The sequence below is a fragment of the Pseudomonas sp. QS1027 genome, from assembly GCF_002814235.1.
GTDB lineage: Bacteria > Pseudomonadota > Gammaproteobacteria > Pseudomonadales > Pseudomonadaceae > Aquipseudomonas.
In genome coordinates, this window is the sequence record NZ_PHSU01000003.1 from 669,128 (window position 1) to 687,768 (window position 18,641).

At 62.4% G+C, this 18,641-nt stretch carries 14 protein-coding genes; 7 read left to right on the plus strand and 7 right to left on the minus strand.

Annotated elements, in window-relative coordinates; all coding sequences use genetic code 11:
- Positions 1 to 99: 99 nt before the first annotated feature.
- From topA to CWE01_RS03805, 3 genes are all read left to right on the plus strand, one after another.
- Positions 100 to 2,715 (plus strand): type I DNA topoisomerase, encoded by a 2,616-nt coding sequence (gene topA / locus CWE01_RS03795; protein WP_100939174.1) that lies wholly within the window; start codon positions 100 to 102, stop codon positions 2,713 to 2,715.
- Positions 2,716 to 2,870: 155 nt separating this feature from the next.
- Positions 2,871 to 3,392 (plus strand): DUF6586 family protein, encoded by a 522-nt coding sequence (locus CWE01_RS03800; protein ID WP_100939175.1) that lies wholly within the window; start codon positions 2,871 to 2,873, stop codon positions 3,390 to 3,392.
- 176 nt (positions 3,393 to 3,568) lie between these two features.
- Positions 3,569 to 3,805, plus strand: coding sequence for a hypothetical protein (locus tag CWE01_RS03805; RefSeq protein WP_100939176.1), 237 nt, complete (start codon positions 3,569 to 3,571; stop codon positions 3,803 to 3,805).
- 100 nt (positions 3,806 to 3,905) lie between these two features.
- Here CWE01_RS03805 and sulA read toward each other — a convergent pair whose 3' ends face one another.
- Positions 3,906 to 4,379, minus strand: coding sequence for an SOS-induced cell division inhibitor SulA (gene sulA / locus CWE01_RS03810; protein ID WP_100939177.1), 474 nt, complete (start codon positions 4,377 to 4,379; stop codon positions 3,906 to 3,908).
- 10 nt (positions 4,380 to 4,389) lie between these two features.
- Complete coding sequence (gene lexA, locus CWE01_RS03815; protein ID WP_100939178.1) at positions 4,390 to 4,998, minus strand: transcriptional repressor LexA; 609 nt, start codon at positions 4,996 to 4,998, stop codon at positions 4,390 to 4,392.
- Between the two features lie 251 nt (positions 4,999 to 5,249).
- Between lexA and CWE01_RS03820 the strand changes: the two genes are divergently transcribed.
- The 3 genes from CWE01_RS03820 to CWE01_RS03830 all read left to right on the plus strand — a co-directional run bounded on the left by CWE01_RS03820 (position 5,250) and on the right by CWE01_RS03830 (position 7,930).
- Positions 5,250 to 5,972, plus strand: coding sequence for a TetR/AcrR family transcriptional regulator (locus CWE01_RS03820; RefSeq protein ID WP_100939179.1), 723 nt, complete (start codon positions 5,250 to 5,252; stop codon positions 5,970 to 5,972).
- Positions 5,973 to 6,177: 205 nt separating this feature from the next.
- Positions 6,178 to 7,176: a beta-N-acetylhexosaminidase gene (nagZ, locus tag CWE01_RS03825; protein ID WP_177144816.1), complete on the plus strand. Its 999-nt coding sequence runs from the start codon at positions 6,178 to 6,180 to the stop codon at positions 7,174 to 7,176.
- A gap of 10 nt (positions 7,177 to 7,186) precedes the next feature.
- Positions 7,187 to 7,930 (plus strand): S-methyl-5'-thioinosine phosphorylase, encoded by a 744-nt coding sequence (locus tag CWE01_RS03830; RefSeq protein WP_100939181.1) that lies wholly within the window; start codon positions 7,187 to 7,189, stop codon positions 7,928 to 7,930.
- Between the two features lie 2 nt (positions 7,931 to 7,932).
- Here CWE01_RS03830 and CWE01_RS03835 read toward each other — a convergent pair whose 3' ends face one another.
- From CWE01_RS03835 to mfd, 3 genes are read right to left on the minus strand one after another with little or no spacing between them, the layout of a single operon-like run.
- Positions 7,933 to 10,626 (minus strand): DEAD/DEAH box helicase, encoded by a 2,694-nt coding sequence (locus CWE01_RS03835; protein WP_100939224.1) that lies wholly within the window; start codon positions 10,624 to 10,626, stop codon positions 7,933 to 7,935.
- Positions 10,627 to 10,645: 19 nt separating this feature from the next.
- Entirely contained in the window at positions 10,646 to 11,212 is a 567-nt protein-coding gene (locus tag CWE01_RS03840; RefSeq protein ID WP_100939182.1) for a CsiV family protein, read from the minus strand.
- 10 nt (positions 11,213 to 11,222) lie between these two features.
- Positions 11,223 to 14,672, minus strand: coding sequence for a transcription-repair coupling factor (gene mfd, locus CWE01_RS03845; RefSeq protein ID WP_100939183.1), 3,450 nt, complete (start codon positions 14,670 to 14,672; stop codon positions 11,223 to 11,225).
- A gap of 351 nt (positions 14,673 to 15,023) precedes the next feature.
- Here mfd and CWE01_RS03850 point away from each other — a divergent pair, with 351 nt between their 5' ends.
- On the plus strand, positions 15,024 to 16,487 hold the full coding sequence (locus CWE01_RS03850) for a glyceraldehyde-3-phosphate dehydrogenase (RefSeq protein ID WP_100939184.1): 1,464 nt from the start codon (positions 15,024 to 15,026) through the stop codon (positions 16,485 to 16,487).
- A 78-nt stretch (positions 16,488 to 16,565) separates the two neighbouring features.
- Here CWE01_RS03850 and CWE01_RS03855 read toward each other — a convergent pair whose 3' ends face one another.
- Together CWE01_RS03855 and CWE01_RS03860 are read right to left on the minus strand one after the other, a co-directional pair.
- Positions 16,566 to 17,864 carry an MFS transporter gene (locus CWE01_RS03855; RefSeq protein ID WP_100939185.1) on the minus strand — a complete coding sequence of 433 codons (1,299 nt, stop codon included), beginning with the start codon at positions 17,862 to 17,864 and terminating at the stop codon, positions 16,566 to 16,568.
- 180 nt (positions 17,865 to 18,044) lie between these two features.
- Positions 18,045 to 18,611, minus strand: coding sequence for a chalcone isomerase family protein (locus CWE01_RS03860; RefSeq protein ID WP_100939186.1), 567 nt, complete (start codon positions 18,609 to 18,611; stop codon positions 18,045 to 18,047).
- Positions 18,612 to 18,641: the final 30 nt, after the last annotated feature.

Sequence of the window (18,641 nt, forward strand, 5' to 3'; positions counted from 1 at the left end):
AACCCTGCGCTTGACCTCACCTTGTAGCCACTATATATAGCGGTGCCGCGTCAGGCGCAGGCCGCCTCTCACTTCTAGCATTCAGGAATTTTCTGATCCATGGGCAAATCGCTGGTCATTGTGGAATCCCCGGCTAAGGCCAAGACCATCAACAAGTACTTGGGTACCCAGTACGTGGTGAAGTCGAGTATCGGCCATATCCGAGACCTGCCCACCAGCGGTTCGGCGAGTGCCACCAAAGAGCCTGCTGCCAAGCGTGGCAAGGCGGCGGTTGGCGAAGCCCCCGTGCTGACGGCGAAGGAGAAGGCGCGCAAGCAACTGGTCTCGCGCATGGGCGTCGATCCGGACCACGGCTGGAAAGCCCGCTACGAGATCCTTCCCGGCAAGGAGAAGGTGATCGAGGAACTGCGCCGCCTGGCCAAGGATGCCGACACCATCTATCTCGCAACCGACTTGGACCGCGAGGGGGAAGCCATTGCCTGGCACCTGCGCGAAGCCATCGGTGGGGATGACAGCCGCTACAAGCGCGTGGTGTTCAACGAGATCACCAAGAAAGCCATCCAGGAAGCTTTCTCGGCACCTGGCGAGCTGGACATCGATCGCGTCAACGCCCAGCAGGCCCGCCGCTTCCTCGACCGTGTCGTGGGTTACATGGTCTCGCCGTTGCTCTGGTCGAAGATCGCCCGTGGCCTGTCCGCCGGTCGCGTACAGTCGGTAGCGGTGAAGCTGGTGGTCGAGCGTGAGCGCGAGATCCGTGCGTTCAACCCCGAAGAATACTGGGAAGTCCACGCCGACCTCGGCACCGCCAAGGGCGCCAAGGTGCGCTTCGAAGTCGCGCGGGAGAAGGGCGAGGCGTTCAAGCCGCTCAATGAAGCCCAGGCCATGGCGGCCCTGGAGAAGCTCAAGGCGTCGGCCTACACCATCGCCAAGCGCGAGGACAAACCGACCAGCAGCAAGCCGTCGGCCCCTTTCATTACTTCCACCCTGCAGCAGGCCGCGAGTAACCGCCTGGGCTATGGGGTGAAGAAAACCATGATGATGGCCCAGCGCTTGTACGAAGCGGGCTACATCACCTATATGCGTACCGACTCCACCAACCTCTCGGCCGATGCCGTGGCGATGGCGCGGACCTATATCGAAGGCGAGTTCGGCGCCAAATACCTGCCGGAAAACGCCAACGTCTACAGCAGCAAGGCCGGCGCCCAGGAAGCTCACGAAGCCATCCGTCCTTCGGATGTGAATACCGACCCGAGCAAGCTGTCGGGCATGGAACGTGATGCCGAGCGCCTCTACGAGCTGATCTGGCGCCAATTCGTGGCCTGCCAGATGCTGCCGGCGCAATACCTGTCGACCACCGTCAGCGTCGCCGCTGGTGACTTCGAGCTGCGTGCCAAGGGCCGTATCCTGAAGTTCGACGGTTACACCCGGGTATTGCCGCAGATGAGCAAGCCGGGCGACGACGATGTGCTGCCGGACATGGCCCAGGGCGAGGTGATGAAGCTGATCCAGCTCGATCCGACCCAGCACTTCACCAAGCCGCCGGCCCGTTACTCCGAAGCCAGCCTGGTCAAGGAAATGGAAAAGCGCGGTATCGGTCGTCCTTCGACCTATGCGGCGATCATCTCGACCATCCAGGACCGTGGTTATGTGGCGCTGCACAACCGCCGCTTCTACTCCGAGAAGATGGGCGACATCGTCACCGAGCGCCTCTCGGAAAGCTTCTCCGACCTGATGGACTACGGTTTTACCGCCAGCATGGAAGAGCACCTCGACGACGTGGCCCAGGGCGAGCGTGACTGGAAGAACGTGCTCGATGAGTTCTACGGCGACTTCAAGAAAAAGCTCGAAGTGGCGGAAAGCCCTGACGGCGGCATGCGCGCCAACCAGCCGGTGATGACTGACATCCCGTGCCTGACCTGTGGCCGGCCGATGCAGATTCGTACCGCCTCTACTGGCGTGTTCCTCGGCTGCTCGGGCTACAGCCTGCCGCCCAAGGAACGCTGCAAGGCCACCGTCAACCTGGTGCCGGGCGACGAAATCGCCGCCGACGACGAGGGTGAATCGGAATCCCTGGTACTGCGCGGCAAGCATCGCTGCCCGATCTGCAGCACGGCGATGGATGCCTACCTGCTTGACGAGAAGCGCAAGCTGCACATCTGCGGTAACAACCCGGATTGCGACGGTTACGAGATCGAAGAAGGCAGCTACCGCATCAAGGGCTACGAAGGCCCGAGCCTGGAATGCGACAAGTGCGGCAGCGAGATGCAGCTCAAGACCGGCCGTTTCGGCAAGTTCTTCGGGTGCACCAACGCGACCTGCAAGAACACCCGCAAGCTGCTCAAGAGCGGTGATGCGGCGCCGCCGAAGATGGACCCGGTGAAGATGCCGGAGCTCAAGTGCGAGAAGGTCAACGACACCTACATCCTGCGTGACGGTGCTTCCGGCCTGTTCCTGGCTGCCAGCCAGTTCCCGAAAAACCGTGAAACCCGTGCGCCGCTGGTGATCGAGATCCTGCCCCACAAGGACGAGATCGATCCCAAGTACCACTTCCTGTGTGATGCCCCGCAGAAGGACCCGGACGGTCGTCCGTCGGTCATTCGCTACAGTCGCAAGACCAAGGAGCAGTACGTGCAGACCGAAGTGGAAGGCAAGCCGACCGGCTGGAAGGCGTTCTACGACGGCGGCAAATGGAAGGTGGAAGACAAGCGCTCGTAAGCTGAGTCCCCGATCCGCTGATCGGGTATGAACACCAAGGCCGCGTGAAAACCTGGGTTTTCACGCGGCCTTTGTTTTTTTGGCTTGCGGCGAACTTGCCCGATCCCTGAAACTGACTGACCTGCCTGTGGCCTTTTTCCCTGGAGCGCGCCGTCATGGCCAATGAACTCTATACCCGTACCAACCAGAAGATCTTTTACGCCGGCCTCGCCCTGGAGGCCTTGGGCAAGGCCGAGGCGAGCGGGGCGATGAATGCCCTGGCGCTGATCCAGGCAGAGCGCGAAGCCGCGGTGTTTCATCTATACGGTGCGTTGCTCGGGCTCTGCCATGAGATTGCCGGCTTCTATCGCCTTCCCCAGGCGGCCGCGCCTCGGGCCGAGTTGCTGCTGACCCGCGAAGTGCTGGAGGCGATCGCCATTCCGGAAATGGCCGAGCTGGTGGAGTTGGCCCATAGCCCGCAAACCTGGCTGGCCCGCTTGATCAGTGAGCATGCCACGTTGTATCTGCCGCCCCAGCCCCCCCGGAAGGTCAAGGGCGACGTGTTGCAGCCGTTGATCGTGGCGGTGAGCCTGGATGAGGACGAGGCGCCTGAGCTGGGGCGTGAGGAGCTGGAGAGCTGGCGGCAGAACCTGAAGGCGCTGGCGATCCGTTTCCGCGATGGGCTCAACGAGTGCTGAGTGATTGAGCGGGCATATGGATGAACAGAGGGCGATTATTTTGTCGCCTTTTTCTTCGCAAAAAGTAGTCTCCATCTGTCAGATGTTCATCAAGCGGTAAAGAAAGCGCTTCAGTTCTCCTGCGAGGTGCCGTTGATGACTGATATAATGATGGCCTTTCGTGGAGAACAGACACTATGCCTACGTCCTTTCTAGAAATTGTCGAGCTGCCGGACGGCCGTATCGAGCTGCGCCGGGCCGAGGACGAAGGTTCTCTGGTGACCCTTAACTTTTCCGAAGATGCCAAGGCGTTCCTGCAGGGCCAGCATGTAGAGGTGGCCAAGGCCATGTTGAGCGTGGGCGTGCAGATGGCCGGGCGTTTGGCCGAAGGTGAGATCGAGAAGGACGACGGCGGGCCACGGGTTCTTCACTGAACCGAGGCTCGTTCGGCGCTGTTTCAGATCGGCTTCTCTGTCCTGGAGAAGCCCTGAAGCGATCAGCATGAAGCACCGGCCCTGACGGCCGTTCAATCAGTCAGCCCAAGCGAATATTCAGACTTTGCGCATCGCCTTGACGAGCCGCGCTGATCAACTGTTGACGCGCGTTGGCGTTCAGCGGATTCAGCCAGCTGACCACGGTGTGGCTACGGCCCAGGCGCAAGGCTTCACAGGTCAATTGCTGGGCGTTTTGAGCGCTGCTGGGTTGCAGGAGCAGAATCCGTTCCCGGTTGAGTCCGGCATCCCGCAACCACGCCTGGGTCAGGCTCGATGGCGGGGCGATCAGGGTCAGCCAGCGGGCTTCCTGATCCTGGCTCAATTCCCGCAGGATCGGCGCCAGCAGGCTCAGGCAACTCCCGGCAGCGCCCCGCAACGACAGCTCACTGAAAACTTCTGGCTCAGTGCTCCAGGGGGCTTCGACCACCTCCTTGAGCAGGGGCGCGAGGGGTTGCGCCATGAACGCTTCGAACAGGGAAAGCTGTGGGTGTTGTGGGGTTTGCTGGAATTGCATGACGCCTCCTTCAGCGGCGAATAACGCCGACACTCAAACCTTCGATGACGAAGTCCTGATCTTTCAGGTTGACTTCGATGGGGGCGAACTCGGGGTTTTCCGCCAGCAGCCAGACCTTGCTGCCTTCGCGCTTGAAGCGCTTGACGGTGACTTCCTCGCCGATCCGCGCCACCACGATCTGGCCGTTGCGGGCTTCTCGGCAGGTGTGCACGGCCAGCAGGTCGCCGTCGAAAATGCCGACGTCCTTCATGCTCATGCCGTGAACGCGCAACAGATAGTCGGCCCGGGGATGGAAGAAGGTCGGGTTGATGTTGCAGGATTCCTCGACGTGCTGCTGGGCGAGAATCGGCGCACCGGCGGCCACGCGGCCGATGATCGGCAGGGTGGATTCATCGGTCTTGGCTTCGAAGCCGGGGATACGAATGCCGCGGGATGCGCCCGGGGTCATTTCGATCGCACCCTTGCGGGCCAGGGCCTTGAGGTGCTCTTCAGCCGCGTTCGGTGATTTGAAGCCGAGTTCCAGGGCAATTTCCGCGCGGGTTGGCGGATAGCCATTATCCTCCAGGCATCGTTTGATAAAGGCCAGAATCTCAGCTTGGCGTGGCGTCAGTTTTATCATTTTGAGCGCTCTGTCTTTTTATACAGTGACTGGGATTATATACAGTGCAAGGCGCTTGGCAATCCTCCTTTTTCTGACGTCCGCCAGACGGTCGCCGGGCCAGGGTGTCCGAGCCGGATCGGGGGGATGGCTACAGGCCAGGGTTTGTATGATTTAATGCCTGACCGACGGGCCACGAACGGACCGTCAGGCTTGACATTCCTGGGGCTGAAACGTATGTTTCAAACAAGTGTTTGTCAGGCGGAGTAACCATGGCCCAGTCGGAAACCGTTGAACGCATTCTCGATGCTGCCGAGCAATTGTTCGCGGAAAAAGGTTTCGCCGAGACCTCATTGCGGTTGATCACCAGCAAGGCGGGGGTCAATCTCGCGGCGGTGAACTACCATTTCGGCTCGAAGAAAGCCCTGATCCAGGCGGTGTTCTCGCGCTTCCTCGGCCCGTTCTGCATCAGCCTCGACCGTGAGCTGGAGCGCCGCCAGGCCAAGCCCGAGGTCAAGCCCGGGCTGGAAGAACTGCTGGAAATCCTCGTTGAGCAGGCCCTGGTGGTACAACCGCGCAGCGGCAACGACCTGTCGATCTTCATGCGCTTGCTGGGTCTGGCCTTCAGCCAGAGCCAGGGCCACCTGCGGCGTTACCTGGAAGACATGTACGGCAAGGTGTTCCGCCGCTATATGTTGCTGGTCAACGATGCAGCGCCACGAATTCCCCCAATCGAGCTGTTCTGGCGCGTGCACTTCATGCTCGGTGCGGCGGCGTTCAGCATGTCGGGTATCAAGGCCCTGCGGGCGATTGCCGAGACCGACTTCGGGGTCAATACCTCCATCGAGCAGGTCATGCGCCTGATGGTGCCGTTCCTCGCGGCCGGCATGCGCGCCGACAGCGGTGTGACCGATGCCTCCATGGCGGCGGCGCAGTTGCGTCCGCGTAGCAAGTCGACGCCGGCGCCGGCTACGACTGCGGCAGCCAAGGTTTAACGCACTACGGGTGGGCGCGCCGGCTTCGATCCGCTAAGCTGCCGCCCATGCCTGATTTCTTTCTGTTCCAAGTCTCCCTTGCCCGTTCCTGCTTGCCTGGCGTTGTCCATGGCAAGGCGTTGCCGTGCCTGTCTGTCGCCGCCTGGCGTGCAGGCCCGCGAGGGCAATGGGCACTTTTGTCCAAGGATTCCCTATGAGTACTGCCCTGCAAGGCTCCCTGATGGTGGACGTCGCCGGTACCTGGCTGACGGCCGAAGATCGCCAGTTGTTGCGCCAGCCGCAAGTTGGCGGGCTGATCATCTTTGCGCGCAATATCGAGCATCCGCGTCAGGTCCGCGAACTGAGCGCGGCGATTCGCGCCGTGCGCCCGGACCTGCTGCTGGCGGTCGACCAGGAAGGCGGACGGGTGCAGCGCCTGCGCCAGGGGTTCGTGCGTTTGCCGGCGATGCGCGCGCTTGCCGACAATCCGAACGCCGAATACCTGGCCGAGCAGTGCGGCTGGCTGATGGCGACCGAGGTTTTGGCGGTGGGCCTGGACCTCAGCTTCGCGCCGGTCCTGGACCTCGACTACCAGCGCAGCGCGGTGGTTGGCAGTCGTGCCTTCGAGGGTGATCCCGAACGTGCGGCATTGCTCGCCGGGGCGTTTATCCGTGGGATGAACAGTGCCGGCATGGCCGCCACCGGCAAGCATTTTCCCGGCCATGGCTGGGCTGAAGCCGACTCCCATGTAGCGATTCCCACCGATGAACGCAGCCTGGACGAAATCCGTGCCAATGACCTGCTGCCTTTTGCCCGCTTGAGCAAACAGCTTGCCGCAGTGATGCCGGCCCATGTGATTTATCCACAGGTCGATGCGCAACCGGCCGGTTTCTCGCGCCGTTGGCTGCAGGAGATCCTGCGTGGCGAATTGCAATTTGACGGGGTTATCTTCAGTGATGACCTGTCGATGGCCGGTGCCCATGTGGTCGGCGACGCCGCCAGCCGGATCGAAGCGGCGTTGTCCGCCGGCTGCGACATGGGCCTGGTGTGCAACGACCGTGCGGCCGCCGAACTGGCCTTGAGTGCCGTCCAGCGCCTGAAGGTCCAGCCGTCGCCACGTATTGCGCGGATGCGCGGCCAGGGGTTCGCCCACACGGATTATCGCCAGGACCCACGCTGGTTGTCGGCGCTGATGGCGCTTAAAGATGCTCAACTGATTGACTGAGGAATCTTGCATGACGGTTTACGCAATTATCGGCGGCACGGGCCTGACGCAACTCGAAGGCTTGAGCATTCGCCAGTCGTTGGCGTTGGATACGCCCTACGGCGCCCCTTCGGCGGATATCCAGATCGGTGAATACGCCGGGCGTGAAGTGCTGTTCCTGGCGCGTCACGGGCATCCGCACCGTTTCCCGCCGCATCAGGTGAATTACCGGGCCAACCTCTGGGCGCTGAAACAGGCGGGTGCGGAGGCGATCCTGGCGGTCAACGCCGTGGGCGGGATTCATGCGGCGATGGGTACCGGGCATTTTTGCGTGCCGCATCAACTGATCGACTACACCAGCGGACGTCAGCACACCTACTTTGCCGATGACCTGGAGCAGGTGACCCACATCGATTTCAGCTATCCCTACAGCGAAGTCTTGCGGGCACAGTTGATTGCGGCGCTGGCGGCTGAGGGTTGTGCCTACAGCAGCCATGGCGTCTATGCCTGCACCCAGGGGCCGCGCCTGGAGACAGTGGCCGAGATCGCCCGGTTGGAGCGTGATGGTTGCGATATCGTCGGCATGACCGGTATGCCGGAAGCCGCGCTGGCTCGCGAGCTTGAGCTGGACTATGCCTGCCTGGCATTGGTGGTGAATCCGGCGGCGGGCAAGTCGACGGCGGTCATTACCATGGCCGAGATCGAGCAGGCCTTGCATGACGGCATGGGGCAGGTGAAGTCGACCCTGGCTCGGGTGCTCGCAGCGGGCGGCTAAGGCTAACGACCCGCTTTCTTGTCCGGCAGTGGCGCGAACAAGGCTTCGATATCGTCGTTCTGCAATTGCCAGTCGCCGGCCTGGCGGCCATCGAGCACGCCGGCGGCCAGGTCCGATTTTTCCCGTTGCAGGTGCTGGATCTTTTCCTCAACCGTGCCACGGGCAATCATCTTGTAGACGAACACCGGCTTCTCCTGGCCAATCCGATAGGCACGGTCCGTCGCCTGATGTTCGGCAGCCGGGTTCCACCACGGATCGTAGTGGATCACCGTGTCGGCTTCGGTGAGGTTCAGCCCCACGCCGCCAGCCTTGAGGCTGATCAGGAAAATCTGCAACTTGCCACTCTGGAAGTCCTTGACCGGCGTGCGCCGGTCACGGGTCTGCCCGGTCAGCAGTGCGTAGGCCACCCCGCGTTTACGCAACTCCAACTCGATCAGTGACAGCATCGAGGTGAACTGCGAGAACAACAGGATCCGCCGCCCCTCGTCGAACAATTCCTCAAGCATCTCCATCAGGCTGTCGAGCTTGCCGGAAGCGCTGCCGCGCGCGGGCAGCGGCGCTTCGTTGACCAGGCGCAGGTCGCAACAGACCTGGCGCAGCTTGAGCAGCGCCTCGAGGATGATGATCTGGCTGCGGGCCACGCCTTTGCGGGTGATCTCGGCGCGGACCTTCTTGTCCATGGCCAGGCGCATGGTCTCGTAGACGTCGCGCTGGGCCTCGTTGAGCTCGACCCAGTGGATGATCTCGGTCTTGGGTGGCAGCTCGGTGGCCACCTGTTCCTTGGTGCGGCGCAGCAGGAAGGGTTTGATCCGGCCGTTGAGGTGTTGCAGGCGGACTTCGCTGGCGTGTTTTTCGATCGGCGTCCGATAGTCGCGGTTGAAGCTCTTGACGTCCCCCAGCCAGCCCGGCAGCAGGAAGTGAAACAGCGACCAGAGCTCGCCCAGGTGGTTTTCCAGCGGCGTACCGCTCAGGCACAGGCGTTGCCGCGCGTCCAGTTCACGGGCGGCCTGGGCGGCCTTGCTGCCCGGATTCTTGATGTACTGCGCCTCGTCGAGTACCAGCACGTGCAGCGGCTGGGCCTTGAGCAGTTCGATATCCTTGGGCAGCAGGGCGTAGGTGGTGAGCAGCAGGTCGTAGTCCTGCAACTGCTCGAAATGCTTCTTGCGCCCGGCGCCGTACAGCGCCAGCACCTTGAGCTGCGGGGTGAAATGCGCGGCCTCGTCCAGCCAGTTGGGAATCAGGCTGGTGGGCATCACCACCATGCACGGGCGGTCGAGGCGTCCGGCCTGCTTTTCGCTGAGAATGTGCGCCAGGGTCTGCAGGGTTTTGCCCAGGCCCATGTCATCGGCCAGGATGCCGCCGACTTCCAGTTGCCGCAGCGATTGCATCCAGCTCAGGCCTTCGTGCTGGTAGGGGCGCAGCGTTGCGTTGAGGCCTTCGGGAAGCGTTGCGCTGTAGTCGCGGATATCCCGCAGTCGCTGGGCGAAGCCACGGATCTGTTCGCCGCCTTCCCAGAGCAGTGACAGCTCGTCCAGTGGATTGAGCCGGGTCGCATCGGCATGACTCAGGCGCAGGCGCGTGGTGCCGGGTTCCTGCAGGTAGAACTCGCCCAGGGTGTTCAGTACCGGCCGCAGGCGCCCATAGGGCAAGGCGACCTGGAGTGGCCCATGGTTACCGGCGGGGGAGGCCGGGATATTCACCAGGATCAGTTCGTCGTCGCGGCGCCGGGCCAGGCGCTCGGGATTGAGCAGTTCGGTGTGCGAGCGCACCAGGTTCAGCAGGATCGGCAGCAGGCTCAGGCGTTCGCCATTGACGATGATCCCCAGTTCGAGGTCGAACCAGTCGCGCTCGGGGGCTTCGTCGACCGTGGCGTACCAGTCTTCCACGGGGCTGAGGTCGAAACCGAAGTCATCCTCGATCTGCAGTTCCCAGCCCTGGGCGCGCAGGCCCGGCAGTTCGTTGAGGGTGAAATTCAGCCAGGCGCTGTCATTGACCATTTCGAACAGCTCGCCGGCACTTTCCGGCAACGCCTTGCTCTGGCGCGTGGCGATCTTGAATCCCAGCACGCGCAATTGCTCGCGACAGGCCCTTTCCGCTTCAAGCTGGCGCTTGATGCGCAGGCTCTGGTGTTCCTGGCGCAGGATGATATCGGCGTTTTTCTGCCCGCTGACGTATTCGCCCAGGTACTCGAAGGACAGTGCCGCGCGGTGCTGGATATAGCGCTGCATCCGCCCGTTGCGCGGTTCGAAGGCGCTGAACTCGATGCTCGCCAGCCACAGGCGCGGCACCGGCATCAGGTCATCGATCTGCTGTTGCGGCAAGGGCGACGGCGTGCGCGCATCCAGCACGGCCTGGAGTTTTTCCAGCAATTGGGCGTCTTTTTCCGCAGCGGGATAGGCCAGGGTTTCCTGGACTTGCAGCAACACCGCGGCGGTGTGCTTGCAGCAGGTGCGCACCGGGCAGGTGCAGGTGGCGTCGACCAGCAGCAGCGTGCCTTTGGCGGACTCACGCAGGTGAATGGTCTGGCGATAGGTATTGCCGCCCGAGCCTTCGCAACTGGCGGTTATGGTGCTGTCGCCGGCCTGGACGATCCTCACGCGGTTTTCCAGGGCGTAACGTCGGCCACGCTCCAGGCTCTGTTCCTTGAAGCGACTGACCCAGGACGCGGCGAGCGGTTTCGTCAGGGCGGGCGTCAGGGACGAGGGCATCGGACTTTCACTGGTCGAGATTCTGTGACGGCGCTTCGCGTTTCGATGCGGCGAGTGAGGTCACCTTGAGCAGCAGGGCGAGGTGGCCGGCATCGAGGAAGTTGAGTTGACCGTTCTTGGTCTGGCTGGTCTGGTTCAAGCGTTCGCTGGCACTGACCACGCCGTTGTTGTCGAACTGGTTGACCCAGAACTGCGCCTGCACGTCGGTGAAACGCTTGAGGGTCAGGCTCAGGGTGCCTTGCACCGGGAACTGGCCGAACTGTTCCTGGCCCTCGGTGATCGAGATCAGGCTCGGCTGGTCGCCCAGGGGCTGTTGCCAGGCCTTGTGCAGCAGCACCTCGTAGTTGCCGCTGGCGCCGAGCTTGGCGGTCATGTCATTGAGGCTGGGGGTGCGTTCCTGGTCGGCGGTGACCGGCTTGGCCCCCTTGGCCCAATCCTCGGGCGCCGGTTGGCTCTGGAAGGGTTGCTCCAGGTTCTGCCGGATCAGGATCATTTCGATCTGATACAACTCGTCGGCCAACGCCGCCGGGGCGATCAGGACCAACAACAAGGCCAGCGAGGGTATCAGGCGCATACGGCGTCCTTCAGGCAGTTTTCGGGGTGAGGCGTTCGAACAGCGCCTCCAGTGTATTAAAGCGCTCTTCTGCACGTTCCATCGGTACCATGAACTTGAACAGGGTCGCACCTTCGAATTTGTAGCGGTTGGGCTGGCCCTGGATCAACTTGATCAGCGACAGCGGATCGACCGGGGTGTCCGCGGCGAACTCGATGCGCCCGCCTTGCGGACCGCCGTCGACCTTCTTGATGCCCAGTTGCTCGGCCTGCAGCTTGAGCAGGGTCAGGCGCACAAGGTTCTTGGTCGGCTCCGGCAGCAGGCCGAAGCGGTCGATCATTTCCACTTGCAGGTCCTTGAGACCCTCTTCGTCGGTCGCCGAGGCGATGCGCTTGTAGAGGATCAGCCGTGCATGCACGTCCGGCAGGTAGTCTTCGGGAATCAGCGCCGGCAGGCGCAGGTTGATTTCCGGACCACCGCCCAGGGGCTGGTCGAGGTTGGGTTGCTCGCCCTTGCGAATGGCCTTGACCGCGCGCTCGAGCATTTCCATGTAAAGGGTAAATCCTACCGCCTGGATCTGCCCGCTCTGGCCGTCGCCCAGCAGTTCGCCGGCGCCACGGATTTCCAGGTCATTGGTGGCGAGCACGAAGCCGGCACCGAGGTCCTGGGTATTGGCGATGGCTTCCAGGCGCTTTTCCGCGTCGGGGGTGATCTGCTGGCGACCCGGGGTCAGCAGGTAGGCATAGGCCTGGTGGTGACTGCGTCCGACCCGGCCGCGCAGCTGGTGCAATTGTGCCAGGCCGAACTTGTCGGCGCGCTCGATGATGATGGTGTTGGCGCTCGGCACGTCGATGCCGGTCTCGATGATGGTCGAGGCGATCAGCACGTTGAAGCGCTTGTGGTAGAAGTCGCTCATCACCTGTTCGAGTTCGCGTTCGCGCATCTGTCCGTGGCCGATGCCGATACGCGCTTCCGGGACCAGTTCGGCGAGGTCGGCGGCGCATTTCTCGATGGTCTTCACATCGTTGTGCAGGTAGTAGACCTGGCCGCCGCGCAGCAATTCGCGGAGCAGGGCTTCCTTGACCGTGCTCTTGTTCTGCTCCATGACGAAGGTGCGCACCGACAGCCGGCGTGCCGGCGGGGTGGCGATGATCGACAGGTCGCGCATGCCCGACACGGCCATGTTCAGCGTGCGCGGGATCGGCGTGGCGGTCAGGGTGAGGATGTCGACTTCGCTGCGCAGGGCCTTGAGCTGTTCCTTCTGGCGCACGCCGAAACGGTGTTCTTCGTCGATGATCACCAGGCCCAGGTTCTTGATCTTCACATCGTCCTGCAGCAGCTTGTGGGTGCCGATCACGATATCGATCTTGCCTTCGGCGAGGTCCGCCACCGCGGCGTTCACTTCCTTGGTGGACTTGAAGCGGCTCATCACCTCCACGCTCACCGGCCAGTCGGCGAAGCGGTCGCGGAAGCTGTTGTAGTGCTGCTGGGCGAGCAGGGTGGTGGGCACCAGGATCGCCACCTGCTTGCCGCCGTGCACGGCGATAAACGCCGCGCGCATGGCCACTTCGGTCTTGCCGAAGCCGACGTCGCCGCAGACCAGGCGGTCCATCGGCTTGGGTGCGAGCATGTCGGCGCGCACGGCGTCGATGGTGGTCTGCTGGTCCGGGGTTTCCTCGAACGGGAAGCCGGCGCTGAAGGTCGCGTAGTCGGCTTTCGGGTCGGCGAACGCATAACCTTCGCGGGCGGCGCGGCGGGCGTAGATATCGAGCAGTTCGGCGGCGACGTCGCGAACCTGTTCGGCGGCCTTGCGCTTGGCTTTCTGCCAGGTTTCCGAACCCAGCCGGTGCAGCGGGGCGAGGGCGTCGTCGCTGCCGGTGTAGCGGGCGATCAGGTGCAGGTTGGCCACCGGCACATAGAGCTTGGCACCCTCGGCGTAGGCCAGGGTGAGGAACTCGGCGACCTGGTTGTCGATCTCCAGGGTCGCCAGGCCCAGGTAGCGGCCGACACCGTGGTCGATATGTACCACCGGCGCACCTTCACGCAGCTCGGTGAGGTTCTTGATCACCGCGTCGTTGTTGGCATCGGCGCGTTTTTCCCGACGCCGGCGCTGCATCACGCGCTGGCCGAACAACGGGCTTTCGGCTACCAGCGCCAGGGCCGGATCGTCCAGCACCAGGCCTTCGTCCAGCGGCGCGATGGTGATCGCCAGGCGATCCTTGCCGGCGACGAAGTCCGGCCAGCTGTCGACGGTCTTGGGTCGCAGCTTCAGGCGTTCGAGCAACTCCAGCAGGACTTCCCGGCGACCGGCGGATTCGGCGGTGAACAGCACGCGGCCGGGAAACTCATCGAGGAACGCGGAGAGTGCCGCCAGCGGCTGGTTGGCCTTGGCCTCGATCGCCAGGTTCGGCAACTCGCGGGCCGGGAAGCGTTCACGGCCGATGCCGGTTTCCACGTCCTGCTGGCTGGCAACCACTCGCGGCCAGCTTTTCAGGCGGGCGAAGCAGTCTTCCACCGGCAGGAACAGTTCGGCCGGCGGCAGCAGTGGCCGGGTCGGGTCGACGCGGCGCTCCTCGTAGCGGTTGCGCACGTCGTTCCAGAAGTTTTCCGCCGCCTGTTCGATGCCTGGCAGGGAGAACACCTGGGTGTCCTGGGGCAGGTAGTCGAACAGGGTCGAGGTTTCCTCGAAGAACAGCGGCAGGTAGTACTCGATACCGGCGGGGGTGATCCCGCTGTTCAGGTCCTGGAAGATCGGGCAGCGACGGAAGTCGACGTCGAAGCGTTCACGAAAGCGCGCCTTGAAGCGGGTGACCGCCTCTTTCTGCAGCGGAAACTCCTTGGCCGGCAGCAGGCGTACCGACTCGACCTTGTCGATGGAGCGCTGGTTTTCCGGGTCGAAGGTGCGCAGCGTTTCGATTTCGTCGTCGAACAGGTCGATGCGGTACGGCAGCTTGCTGCCCATCGGGAACAGGTCGATCAGGGCGCCGCGCACGGCGAACTCGCCATGCTCGTAGACCGTGTCGACGCAACGGTAACCCGTGGCCTCCAGCCGTGTACGCATCTGCTCCACGTCCAGCTTCTGGCCGATATCCAGCACCAGGCTGCTGCCCAGCAGGAACTTGGTCGGGGCCAGGCGGTGCAGGGCGGTGGTGATCGGCACCACCAGCACGCCATGGGCCAGCTCCGGCAGCCGATAAAGACTGGCGATGCGCTGGGAGATGATGTCCTGGTGCGGCGAAAAGAGGTCGTAGGGCAGGGTTTCCCAGTCCGGGAAATGCAGCACCGGCAAGTCCGGGGCGAAGAAACTCAGCTCCTGTTCGAGCCGTTCGGCACTTTGGCTGTCGGCGGTCAACAGCAGGGTGAAGCGCTTGGCAGCGCTGGCAGCCTCGGCAATGGCCAGGCTCAGGGCGGCACCGGGGAGATTGCCCCAGTGCTGTTTACCTGCCGCGGCAGGGAGAAGCGGTAGACGCAGAACGGGCACGGAAGGTTGAGCTCCAAGCGTTGCGACAAAGTCGGTAATTGTAACGGTCCTGGGTGCCGCCTGTCAGTTGCAGACTGTTTCTATTACGCATTGAGGCAAATGTAGTGGCTAAGACAAAAAATAGCGCTTTTCTGCCCATTATGTAGTGCCGTATCGGGCGTATGTTTTGGAGGGTTACGGACAAGTCGCCAATGACCGACAAACCTATGCCCTTCTGCAAGCCGCGTATTTGCTGGGCTCGCGCGGGGTGCATTTTTTTCAAAAGGGTTTTTGTTGCCGGATGCACGACAGGCGCGCATTGCTCGCAGGGCCACTCGGCGGCATAATGTAGCCCCTTTTTTCAGCCCCTACATGTGGAAGGTTCCCGTGACTCAGAAGCCCGACCAGTGTCTTGGTGAGTGGATTGATCGTGAAGCGCTTGCAGAAGCGATGATCCCGCTTATCGGTCAGCTCTACCGCAATAACAATGTGGTGAGTTCGATCTATGGCCGCAGCCTGATCAACCAGTCTGTCATCGCGATTCTCAAGGCTCACCGCTTTGCTCGCCATCGTCAGAGTGATGATGTCGAACTGTCCGTCCACGAGACTTTCCCGCTGCTCAAGGCGATGAGCGAGCTCAAGCTGGGTGCCGCTTCGGTGGACCTGGGCAAGCTGGCCGTGAAATTCAAGGCGCAAGGCAATGGCCGTAGCGCCGAACAGTTCGTTCGCGAAGAACTGGCTGATGTGGTTGGCCAGCAAAGCGCTGCCGGTCGCAAGGGCACTGACGTGGTGCTGTACGGTTTCGGTCGTATCGGTCGCCTGCTGGCCCGTATCCTGATCGAGAAAACCGGTGGCGGCGACGGCCTGCGCCTGCGTGCCATCGTTGTGCGCAAGGGGGCCGACAACGACCTGACCAAGCGCGCCAGCCTGCTGCGTCGCGATTCGGTCCATGGTCCGTTCAACGGCACCATCACCATCGACGAAGAAAACAGCACCATCACCGCCAACGGTAACCTGATCCAGGTCATCTACGCGAAGAACCCGGCCGAGGTGGATTACACCCAGTACGGTATCAAGGACGCCCTGCTGGTGGACAACACCGGTGTATGGCGTGACGCCGAAGGCCTGGGCCAGCACCTGGCCTGCCCGGGGATCGACCGCGTTGTCCTGACCGCACCGGGCAAGGGCAAGCTGAAGAACATCGTGCATGGTATCAACCATGGCGAAATCACCGCTGACGACAAGATCGTTTCCGCGGCGTCCTGCACCACCAACGCCATCGTGCCGGTGCTCAAGGCCGTCAACGACAAGTTCGGTATCGTCAACGGTCACGTTGAAACGGTTCACTCGTACACCAACGACCAGAACCTGATCGACAACTTCCACAAGGGCGATCGCCGTGGCCGTAGCGCCGCGTTGAACATGGTGATCACCGAGACCGGTGCCGCCACCGCTGCTGCCAAGGCTCTGCCTGAGCTGGCCGGCAAGCTGACCGGTAACGCGATCCGCGTTCCGACGCCGAACGTGTCGATGGCCATTCTCAACCTGAACCTGGAGAAGGCCAGCACTCGCGAAGAGATGAACGAGTACCTGCGCTACATGGCGCTGCACTCGGATCTGCACAAGCAGATCGACTTCGTCAATTCCCAGGAAGTGGTCTCCACCGACTTCGTCGGCTCGCGCCACGCCGGTGTGGTCGACGCCGAGGCGACCATCTGCAACGACAACCGTGTTGTGCTGTACGTCTGGTACGACAACGAATTCGGTTACAGCTGCCAGGTGGTCCGCGTGATGGAAGACATGGCCGGGGTCAACCCGCCTGCGTTCCCGCGCTAAGCAATAGCCGCAAATGAAAACGCCCCGACTTGTCGGGGCGTTTTTGTTTGTGCGGGGTGCTGAGAGGGCGGGGTCCGGTCAGCCTCTGCTGGACACTGCCATCTGCGCCGTGCGCAGTTCATGCTTGTTGCCACGGAACAGGATCAGGGTCGCGATCAGGCCGAGTACAGCCGCGCCACTGAGCCAGATGCCCGGTGCCGCCTTGTTGTCCAGCACATGGATCAGGTAGGTACAGGCCGCCGGCGTAAAACCGCCGAAGGTCGCCGTCGCCAGGCTGTAGGCCAGGGAGAAACCGGTGGTGCGCACTTCGACCGGCATGATTTCGGTCAGCGCCACCACCATGGCACCGTTGTAGGAGCCATAAAGGAACGACAGCCACAGTTCGGCGATCAGCAGGTGGCTGAAGCTCGGGGCCGCCACCAGCCAGGACAGCACCGGATAGGCCGTGAGGATCGCCAGGATGGTTGCCGCCAGCAGCAACGGCTTGCGCCCGATCTTGTCGGACAGCGCACCCATCACCGGCAGCCAGACGAAGTTCGAGATACCGATGCACACGGTGACCAGCAGCGCGTCGAAGTCCGACAGGTGCAGCTCGTTCTTGCCGAAGGTCGGGGTGTAGGCGGTGATCAGGTAGAAGGACACGGTGGTCATCACCACCAGCGCCATGCCCGCCACGACCAGGCCAAAGTTCTGGGCGATCGAACGCACCACTTCCTGCAGGCTCGGACGATGCTTGCGGGCCTGGAACTCAGGGGTTTCTTCCAGCGAGCGACGGATAAGGAAGATCGCCGGAACGATCATGCAGCCCACCAGGAACGGCACGCGCCAGCCCCAGTCACCCATTTGCTCGGGGCTCAGCCAGTGGTTGAGGCCCACACCCAGCAAACCGGCGAAGACCACCGCGGCCTGTTGGCTGGCGGACTGCCAACTGACGAAAAAGCCCTTGCGGCCCGGGGTCGAGATCTCCGCCAGGTAGACCGAGACGCCGCCCAGTTCCACGCCGGCGGAGAAACCCTGCAGCAAGCGGCCAAGCAGGACCAGCAGCGGTGCTGCAACCCCCAGGGTCGCATAACCGGGTACGCAGGCAATCAGCACCGTGCCCGCGGCCATCAGCGCCAGGGTGATGATCAGGCCTTGGCGGCGGCCATGGCGGTCGATGTAGGCACCGAGGAAAATTGCACCCAGCGGACGCATCAGGAAGCCGGCACCAAAGGTGGCGAGCGAGAGCATCAGGGATGCAAAAGCGCTGTCGGCAGGAAAGAAGGTTTTAGCGATGGCCGTGGCATAAAAGCCGTAAACCATGAAGTCGAACATCTCAAGGAAGTTGCCGCTGACAACGCGAAAAATCGCCTTGCCCTTGCCCGTACTCGAGGCCATTTTATTTACTCTCTTTGTCTGTTCTTATAAGCAATCCATCGTCTTTGCTCGTCCTTACTGAACCTTTCAGGCATATGCACGCTAGTAGTACAGTTTTGTAACGATATGTGTATTAAGGTCATCAGGCAACAAAAAACCTAGCCTGCTGGCTAAGTGGCACAACCCTTGATCTAGACGGCTTCAGCCAGGGTTTTGTGCCAGCAGTGTTTCCCGTAACGGGTCCGACAGGCCTTGGGGGGCCAACCAGATACCGAAGTACGCCCTGGCCAGTTCCGGATCGTGACTGCTGAAGATGACCTGGCCATTGCGCTCCAGATTCAGCCCGCGTCCGACCCGGTAGTCGAGTGCATAACGATCACCGCGCTGAATGTCCTTGAAACTCTGGTGCAGGCTGTCCAGCTCGCCTTGCAGGTGTTGCAGGTTGGCCGCTGTTTGCTGGCGTTGCAGGGTGGCGGTGGCGGCCTTGATCACATCAAGGCGATCGATGTCGCGAAAGTAATAGAGCTCCAGGCGCTGGTCGCGCAGTTCGGCGACGGCCTGACGGGCGCTGATGCCGGGGGCGCTGTACAGCGCGGCGGCATAGACATCGGCCCAGAGGTAGGTGAGGACGGTCTGCCCCTTGAGTTCGAGGGTTTCGCTGCCGTTGTGCCATTGGCTGGGGAAATGCGCTTCCTTCAGGCGTTCGGCGGGGCCGGCCCAGGTCAGCGAGCTGAAGATCAGCAATAGGCAGGCGGCTATCTGACGCATAATGGTCAACCTCGAAAAGGGCCTTTCTAC